The following is a 9,192-nucleotide window of genomic DNA, read 5'->3' as shown; positions in this document are numbered from 1 at the left end:
TATTTTTATTTTACATTTTACTGATATTATCCCGTTTATAATATCCAGTATGAGCTTTACAAACCAGTAGAAAAATTTTTTATTGAACCAGCCCCATGCCCATTTATTATTTTTATAAGATTCCCAAAAATGATAAATGTTTATAGCATTTAGCATTACAATGATATATGATAAAATAAATAAAAGAGTGAAAATAAATGCTTAATTTAAGTAAATATGAAAGAAAACGCAAAAAAGGCATTGCCATTGCCACAGCCCAGCTTCTTTTTCATATAGATCATGATGTGGACCCTAATCAGGATATAAAGGGTTTTATTAATATTTTAATGAATAAAACCGAGTCTGTTGCAACAGCTTATGGCTGGACGTCAGGTTCAGAGCTGGCACAATTGATTTTGCAGGAAGGCCTTGACACAGGTGAGGTAAAACTCAGGCTTTTGAAATACAAAAATAAGAGTCGTTTGGCAGATAAAAGGAGGCATAATGACATTAAGAATTCTGTTATTAGTTATTTATCTAACTACTGCCAGAGGTCTAAAACCTATGAAGGATTAATAGACCAAGTTCAGTATTTTCCGGATTTTAAATATAAATATTTAGATTCTGGAGTTGACATAGACAGGGAAAACATAATAGATATTATGAAAACATTCGATGAAAAAGACAGGATGTATATACTAAAAAATGTTAATGCCGAAATTGACAGGAGGGATGCAGGCTATTCCCTTGGAGATGAATTAGAAAAATATCTAAACGATATAGGACAGGAATACGGCATTGAATCCTATATTGACGAATTTGAAGTTGATGGGAAGAATTATTTTTCATTCAAAATTTTTATTGGAAATAGAGGAATTCTTAGCTCTTTTAATGGTACATTCAATGAATTAAAAACAGCACTGGCAGGGGTGGTGAGATCAGAATCGGAAAATAAGGTTACATGCCCATTCTGTGGCAGGAAAATAGTAAGATATGTTGCCATGAATAAAATTAAAAATTGTGAATGTGGTGCAGAAATTGTTATTACACCATACATGGTAAGGAAAAGGGGCGTAATTTATTCCAGAACAAGGATATCTTTCAGAAAACCTGACTAAAAATTAGTATGGATTCATAAATATTAGTATTAAATGGCAAATTATATTCCCATTAAATATTTCATATTTATAATGCAAAAACATAAAGCATAATATCAATCCAGAATGAGTTGAATAAAAAGTATATCGTTAGGTATAATCCGATTATGCTTATAAAATAAAAATAATACGTATATTAATTTGCAATTTACTTTACTCCTCAAAATGTTTAAATCGATAAAAAACTCATGTATTGATTATGGAAAAAGTTAGTGAATCTAAGAGACTTAAAAGGAATGCCGCCGGATTCTATCCTCTTCTTGGACAGGCAATAGCAATGATTTCACCTCTTGGTGCCGTTGCTGCAACCATGACTGGAGCTGCAGGATATGCCCTGGGGTCCCTGCCACTGGCATATGTAATCTCCATTATAGGTGTATTAATATGGATAAACACACCGTATCAGTTTTCGAAAAAGATAAATGGTGCTGGTGGTTTTTACACATTTAACTCTCAGGGTGCTGGTCCACGGTATGGTCTCATAATAGGTTATATGATGTGGTTTTCATATTTCATGGTAATTACCAATGCAATATTATTCACATCAGGGGTTTTTATACCTGGAACAATATCATACTTTCTTGGAATTAGCATAGGTAATTATACATGGATTCCAATAATGACCGCCTTTTTGATCATAATAACGATAATAGCCTATCTGGGTATAAAACCATCACTGGCCTATAGTTTTACAGCATCAGCAATTGAAATAATCCTGCTTATAATAACATCTATAGTTATTATAGTCGCACTTGGACCAAAAAATACGTATGTTCCATTCACAACAGGACCTGCTCATGGATTTGCAGGTGTTGGTGTTGGCATGGTTCTTGCCATATTCTCAATGTCAGGTTCATCTGCCGTGGTCACACTTGGTGAGGAGGCAAAACAGCCAAGGAAAAATATAAAAAAGGCATTATTAATAAGCTTTCTAATAACAGGTGTGGTGTTTGTCCTCACATCTTATGCATTAACTGTCGGCTGGGGAATTAACAGGATGAATAAATTTGCAGCATCAAGCGTGCCCGGATTAATAGTGGCCGATAAATTCCTTGGCCTTCCATTTACCATTTTATTGTTCGTTTTTATAATAAACAGTTTATTTGCAGGCTCACTGGCTCCGTTAAATACAAGCTCAAGAATGATATTTTCAATGAGCAGGGATGGGCTTGGACCCTCATTATTTTCCAGGGTTCATCCAAAACATAAAACTCCTTATATTGCTATAATAATAATCGCTGCCGTTGCATATTTTATATCGTTAATAGCAGGCATATTAATTGGGCCATATGATGGTTTCGTTTATCTTGTTTCTGCATCTTCCGCTGCACTGTTTATAGGACATATATTAAGCAACTTTGGATTAACAAAAACATACATGAGATTAAAAGCATTTAAACCAACACTGCATTTAATCATACCGTTGATTGCCACCATAATCCTATTAATAGCGATGTATTACAGCTTTAACCCTCCAGCATATCCTGTAGATTATTCAATAATAACCGCCATAGTTTTCATAATACTTACATTAATAGCAGTGCTTATATATGCTAAAAAGCATCCGGATAAAATAAAAAATGCCGGGAAGAGCGATATGCTTGTGCAGGATGAATTGATGGAGGGAAAATTATAAATTAAAAATTTTAAAAAATTAGTTAATATTAATTATTTTTGATATAATGTTTTTTGCAAATTCATTGTCAACATGGTCATTAATATATCCAAGGAACCCCTGTACTATAAGTGATATAGCATCATTTTCCGATATGCCCCTGGATCTTAAATAAAATACCTGCTCCGGATCTATGCTTGATATTACCGATGCGTGCTTTGATTTTGTATCATTATTTTTTATCAACAATGCAGGTTTTGAATTTCCCTTGCCATTTTCAGACATTAAAAGTATGGCGGAGTTATAAAATCCTGTTGATTTTACACCATCAGGTTCTATATCTATATTTCCCCTGTGCATTGTTGAACTCTGATCAAAGACTATTCCCTTAATATTTATGTCACAGTTTGAGAATTTCCCATACTGAAGGCTTGAATCCCAGATATCATGCTCCTGGATGCCCCTTGTTATATTTATGCCATAGGAATTAAGGGTGGTATTATCGTGCATCTCGCTTTCATGGTTATATATAACCCTACCAGACCCAGTATTTACATCAATAATTTTTAACTGGGCATCGTTATAGAGTACTGGCCTTACATATGTTATATTTGCTGAATTTAATGATTCATTTTGAATATAATTATAATCCACCTTTGAGTTTTCAAGGCAGAATATGTATATATTTCTTCCATGTATGCCGCTGCCATCATCCTCAGATTCGTATAAATCCACTATGGAGGCTTTTGAATTTTTCCCTATGATTACTACATTTTTAACTGTAAATGATGAATTTGCATCCTGTTCTGATTTTATTTTTATTTCAGCACTTGTATTATCCGGGATGTAAACAAAATAACCGTTTTCATATGAGAAATTTATTAGGTTCTCCTTATTGTATTTGCCATATACAGTATCAACGTATTTTTCAAATAAATCATGCCTTTCCTTAAAGGCATTTTTCATATTTGATGTGTAAATATTCTTATCCTTATTATTAAGGATTATTTCTGAATCGTTTACAATAATATCATAATTTATATCAGGATTTTTTGATTTTTTAATGCCAACATACATTTCTCCATGTGCCATTTTGTCAAGTTCTTCATCGGCTATATGCACATAGGTTTTCCTGTCGGGGCTTTCCTTATATGGGGGATCAGGATATTTAAGATAGTAAATATACGCCTGCTTGCGGTATTCTATATCGAAATCCCTAAATCTCTCATTTAAAGTATCCAAATAGTCTTCTATCATTGAATTATCACCTTAAAAAATATAAATATTTATCCAACGGCACCCATTTTGGACATCTCCAGCTTTACAAGCCTGTTCATTTCCACTGCAAATTCCATGGGTATCTCCTTCATTATGTCATCCATAAATCCGAGTACTATCATGGATGAGGCCTCATCCTCACTTAATCCCCTGGACCTAAGATATGTAAGCTCATCAGTACCTATTTTGCCTACAGTGGCCTCATGGCTGAACTCTGCTGTTGGCTCATAGATTTCATCATATGGATATGTATAGTTCTTTGAGTCGCTGTTTATTAGAAGTGCATCGCACTGGACATGGCTTTTTGCACGCTTTGCACCCTCATTCATCCTTACAAGGCCACGGTAAACAGTTAAACCGTCATCCAAACTTATTGATTTTGATACAATCCTTGATGTTGTATCCGGTGCCAGATGTATTGCCTTTCCTCCGGCATCCTTGAATGTCCCCTTGGTTGCAAGGGTTATTTGAAGATTGGATGTTGAGGCCCCCCTTCCTCTAAGATATGATGATGGATATATCATTGTTACCTTTGATCCTAATTCTCCTGTTACCCAGTCCATATGGGCACCCTCATCAACCCATGCCCTCTTTATCGGCAGGTTATATACCGAATCTGACCAGTTCTGAACGCTTGTATATTTTACATTTGAGTTTTTATGTGCATATATTTCAACGATGGCGGTATGCAGCGAGCTTGTGTCATATCTCGGTGCGGTGCAGTTATGTACTGCAAATCCCTTTACAAGATAGGAGTTATCAGAATCAACCTCAAGATTATAAACAATATCATTGTATTCCTGGCGTTCTATTTTTTTAATTGGGACAAAATAATAATTGTTTTTATGCCTTATTCTGTGGAATTTGGCATTTTCTGTGTATTCTATTGTATAATGTTTGTTTCTTAGATTTATTATTGCAAATATATTGCTTCTTGATAATATTTCCTGAATCTGAAGTGCAAGTATTTTCGAATGCACTGAGATTCTTACATTTCTTGATCCACAGGATCTGGAGTAAAGATTTCCACGAACCTTTGCATATGAATCTATGATTATTTTCTGTTTCTCCGGAGGCAGCTTCATTACTGTTTCTGAAAATATTTTTTCATTTGAATTCTGCCCTGCATTGTGAATACAAAATTCAATCAATGGCTTTGAATATGTTGAAACAGTATATTTTTTGTTTGATTTAATTATACTTGCCTGCTCCCCCATATTTTTTATTATGGAGTATAATTCGCTGGCATTTTCATTTTCCCTGAACGAGAATAACATCTGGTACATGTTTAAATGCCTGTTGAATGATATAACTCCAGATGCTGTGTAAAACCCAAGGATTCTTAGCATTGATTCATTGATTGAATCATTATCCTGAACCTCCAATGGTGAGACATAAACAAGAAAATCTCCTGGATTTAGTTCATCAGCTCTCCTGTACTGGGGTTCAACGGCCATTAATTTTTCTGTGGATATTTCATAATGTCCATTATTTATCCTTACTGAAACCTCCTCCCTTTTTATGCTTAATACGGGATGCTCTGATGTTGCCCTGAATGCATTTACAGGCGATGCTGGAACTATATTATACATGAACCCATTGTATGGATGCACGTATTTGCGTGTGATTTTTCTTTTATTTCCTGTGTTAGATATTACACCATCGTTTGTGAATAATTGATTGATTGCTATAAATTTATCACCCTGGCTTATTAACTCATCCTCTGGGAGGCAGCCCTCTATGTAATGAACCTTTGCACCCTCATCTGCTATTACTATTGTATGCTCAAACTGTCCGCTCTGCTCACCATTTAACCTGAAATAGGTCTGTAATGGAAGGTCAATTGTAACATTTTTTGGTACGTATAAAAATGAACCACCGGACCATACAGCGCCGTTTAATGCCGCAAATTTATTATCGCTTGGTGGTATTGCCTTGCAATAATATTCCCTAACAAGATCTGGGTATTGCTGCACTGCTGTGTCCAGATCTGTAAATATTACACCCTTTTCCTCCCATTCCTTTTTCAGACTGCTGTAAACGCCCTCACTGTCATACTGTGCAACTGAGCCTGCAAGATACTTCTGCTCCATCTGTGGTATGCCGAGCTTATTAAATGTTTCCTTTATTTGATCTGGAACCTCATCCCAGCTCTTTGCCTTAACATCCTCCGGTTTTGTATAATATGTTATCTCATCAAAATTAATTTCTGAAAGATCAGGCCCCCACGTTGGCATTGGTTTTGATAAAAAGATTTCAAGTGCCTTTAATCTGGACCTCCTCATCCAGTCAGGCTCCTTTTTTATATCTGATATCTCCTCAACGACTTTTCTGTTCAGACCCTTGCCAGTTGAGTATACCGGGTTTATTTTATCATAAAATTCATAGTCTGATTTTTTGCTGTGCTTTAAACTTTCGGTTAATTTTTCTATTTCCTCATCCTTATTATAATCTTCCATATTCATCACGCCTCAATCCATTCAAAACCTTCCTGCTCTATTTTATCGGAAATCTCCTTACCACCATTTAATACTATTTTTCCATCCCTTAAAACATGGACAAATTCAGGTATTATGTCCTTAAGTATTCTCTGATAATGTGTTATTATTAGGAATCCCACATTTGAATCGTGCAGTTTTTTAATCTCACTAGAAACCAATTTAAGGGCATCAACGTCCAGACCTGAATCTATCTCATCCAGTATTACAATTTTTGGCTTGAGTATAACCATCTGAAGAACCTCAAACCTTTTTCTCTCACCGCCAGAGAAGCCATCGTTTACAGATCTTGAAATAAAGGATTCATCCATATCAAGGTCCTTCATTGCAGTTTTAACCATATTAAAGAAATCCCTTAATGGTAACTTTTCATCTGGATACAGGTCATTATAGGCTGTCCTTAAAAATGTTGAGATTTTAACGCCGGGAATGCTAATTGGGCTCTGAAATGCCAAAAATAATCCCTGCCTAGCCCTTTCTTCTGGTGTGGAATGGGTTACATCCCTTCCGTTTATTATTATATTACCATCCGTTATTTCATAATTTGGATGGCCTATGAGGGCCTCGCCAAGAGTTGATTTACCGGCACCGTTAGGTCCCATGAGTGCATGTATTTCCCCTGATTTCACTGTTAAATTTATACCCTTTAATATTTCCTTTCCTGATGCGGAAACCTTAAGATTTTTTATTTCCAGTACTGTATCTGTCATTATAATGTATATGATTAATTTGTATATAAACATTTTATTATGTTTAAAGTGACTAAAATATATATACCTATTAGTTATATAAGTAATATGGAAAATATAATTGATGATTATTTGGGTCAAAATAAAAGCAAAATACTAAATTCACTACTTTATGAGGATAAAACTCTTGAGGAATTATCTTTAATAATTAGGATAAATAAAAATGCTGTAAAAGAGCATATAAATTTTCTCGAAAATAAGGGACTGGTTACATCATATTTTGTCAGGGCGAAATCTGGCAGGCCAAAAAAATATTACAAAATTACAGACAAGGGTATGGAATTATTCCCCAAACAGTATATAAATTTTGCAACACTGTTACTTGAGGAAATGCAGGACACTATAGGCATAAACAAAACGAATGAGATATTAATGAAAATTGCATCCAGAATGGTTGATACTAATAATTATCTTGATTTTTCACAGATGAGCAGGGATAAAAAAATAGATAAATTAAGGGAATATGTTAATCTGCTTAACAAGCTTGGATACTATGCTAAAATTGAGGTAAATGAGGACAATGTGAAAATAATAAGGCACAATTGTATCTTTTATGAACTGGCAAAAAATAATAAAAATTTGGTATGCGGTTCACTGGAAAAATCAATAATAACGGATAAAATTAACGATAATTTTTCATTAATAGAGACATTTGCGGACGGGGATAACAAATGTGTGGTTGAAATAAAAATATAAATTCTAATTTAGTTTTTTTAGTTAAAATAATTAATAATACAACATTGAAATAAAGATTACATGGAGGATGAAAATCCATTAATGGAATACTGCGATCTGATTGATGATTATTTACCTCTTGATCATGAGTTTTTTCTCTATGACTCTGAGTTTAAAATGGCTGAATCCTTTCTTGGCCTTGCCATTGCGGAGGCAAAAAATATAGAAGAAACAAGGGAACTGCTTGACATACTTGATACCCTAAATTCACACATATATGACGGTGATACTGTATTAAGCGATGAAATCAGAAAATCCTTAAGGCACTATAATAAGGAATGGATAGATGCCAAGGAAAAGATGAATTCTGGAAATAAATATACTGCAAATTTAATAATGGCAGCTGCCCATACAAGGCTTATGCTTGCCCATCTTTATAAATTAAAAAACATGGATCAATTTAAGGATTTTGTAGATGATTATACCCTGGAATTCCTTGGAAAGCTAATTAATAAAATGCTTAATGTTGCAATGGGAGATGTTCTCTTATAAAATTTAAATAAAAATATTATGAAATTATAGACCCACCATTGATGAAATAGTTGAATTAACAATTTTCTTTGCATCACTGTAGTTTATCCTGCTGTTCCAATTTACAAGGAAAAACAGGTTATTTCTGTAGCCGAATCCCTGTGCAGTTAAATTGCCATTGTTGGATGGAAATACCGAGTACTTAAACCCAGAAAATGATGTGCTATTACTGATTATCCCTATAGAGGTTATATTTGAGCTTGTAAGGTTATGGCCTGTATTTGACCTATAAGAGGCTAATTCTCCATTATAAAGTGATCTATAGGATAATCTTGCATCAGTTGCATTTTTAAAATAGAATTGTTCAATAATAACCCGATCATAATGCGGAATTTTTGACCCACTGGAGCTTGTTGAATAATATCCATAACTGTAGATAACATACTCTGCTTTCGTAACATTAGAAGGGATACCTGGCTGGGAAGAAATATTGAATGAATTTGTATATGTTAACGTGACCCTAGAGTTTATCTGATGACCAATATCTGAAGATATAGAGGAGCTTGATGGGAAACCAAAATGCTCATATTCAAGTTCAGCAGAAACAACGCTAATCACTATTATTGCGACAATTACCGATAAAATTATATAAATTTTCTTTTTATCCATTAGCCATCATTGCTTTATCTTACATATATATTAAAAGATTT

The 9,192-nt window shown here is 34.2% G+C and carries 8 protein-coding genes; 4 read left to right on the top strand and 4 right to left on the bottom strand.

All coding sequences use genetic code 11. The features are described 5' to 3' along the window. Positions 1 to 197: 197 nt before the first annotated feature. Both AOG55_RS07195 and AOG55_RS07190 read left to right on the top strand, forming a co-directional pair. The gene (locus AOG55_RS07195) at positions 198 to 1,097 is read left to right on the top strand and encodes a hypothetical protein (protein WP_055041095.1); all 900 of its coding nucleotides are present in this window, start codon (positions 198 to 200) and stop codon (positions 1,095 to 1,097) included. 238 nt (positions 1,098 to 1,335) lie between these two features. Next, positions 1,336 to 2,772: an APC family permease gene (locus tag AOG55_RS07190; protein ID WP_055041094.1), complete on the top strand. Its 1,437-nt coding sequence runs from the start codon at positions 1,336 to 1,338 to the stop codon at positions 2,770 to 2,772. 18 nt (positions 2,773 to 2,790) lie between these two features. Here AOG55_RS07190 and AOG55_RS07185 read toward each other — a convergent pair whose 3' ends face one another. Genes AOG55_RS07185 through sufC form a run of 3 tightly spaced genes read right to left on the bottom strand, consistent with a single transcriptional unit; the run spans position 2,791 to position 7,237 of the window. Then, complete coding sequence (locus AOG55_RS07185) at positions 2,791 to 4,008, bottom strand: SufB/SufD family protein (protein ID WP_048100873.1); 1,218 nt, start codon at positions 4,006 to 4,008, stop codon at positions 2,791 to 2,793. Positions 4,009 to 4,037: 29 nt separating this feature from the next. After that, the gene (gene sufB, locus AOG55_RS09695) at positions 4,038 to 6,488 is read right to left on the bottom strand and encodes a Fe-S cluster assembly protein SufB (RefSeq protein ID WP_236688988.1); all 2,451 of its coding nucleotides are present in this window, start codon (positions 6,486 to 6,488) and stop codon (positions 4,038 to 4,040) included. 5 nt (positions 6,489 to 6,493) lie between these two features. After that, positions 6,494 to 7,237 carry a Fe-S cluster assembly ATPase SufC gene (sufC, locus tag AOG55_RS07170; RefSeq protein ID WP_048101321.1) on the bottom strand — a complete coding sequence of 248 codons (744 nt, stop codon included), beginning with the start codon at positions 7,235 to 7,237 and terminating at the stop codon, positions 6,494 to 6,496. 87 nt (positions 7,238 to 7,324) lie between these two features. Between sufC and AOG55_RS07165 the strand changes: the two genes are divergently transcribed. Together AOG55_RS07165 and AOG55_RS07160 are read left to right on the top strand one after the other, a co-directional pair. Then, positions 7,325 to 7,972, top strand: coding sequence for a helix-turn-helix transcriptional regulator (locus AOG55_RS07165; RefSeq protein WP_048100871.1), 648 nt, complete (start codon positions 7,325 to 7,327; stop codon positions 7,970 to 7,972). 60 nt (positions 7,973 to 8,032) lie between these two features. Continuing rightward, positions 8,033 to 8,503, top strand: coding sequence for a DUF1940 domain-containing protein (locus tag AOG55_RS07160; RefSeq protein ID WP_048100870.1), 471 nt, complete (start codon positions 8,033 to 8,035; stop codon positions 8,501 to 8,503). 24 nt (positions 8,504 to 8,527) lie between these two features. Here AOG55_RS07160 and AOG55_RS07155 read toward each other — a convergent pair whose 3' ends face one another. Beyond that, positions 8,528 to 9,151 (bottom strand): hypothetical protein, encoded by a 624-nt coding sequence (locus AOG55_RS07155; protein WP_048100869.1) that lies wholly within the window; start codon positions 9,149 to 9,151, stop codon positions 8,528 to 8,530. Between the last annotated feature and the right edge of the window lie 41 nt (positions 9,152 to 9,192).

The sequence above is a fragment of the Acidiplasma cupricumulans genome (assembly GCF_001402935.1).
Taxonomy (GTDB): domain Archaea; phylum Thermoplasmatota; class Thermoplasmata; order Thermoplasmatales; family Thermoplasmataceae; genus Acidiplasma; species Acidiplasma aeolicum.
The sequence above is the reverse complement of the archived record's forward strand: the minus strand, read 5'-3'. Positions and strand labels throughout refer to the sequence as shown.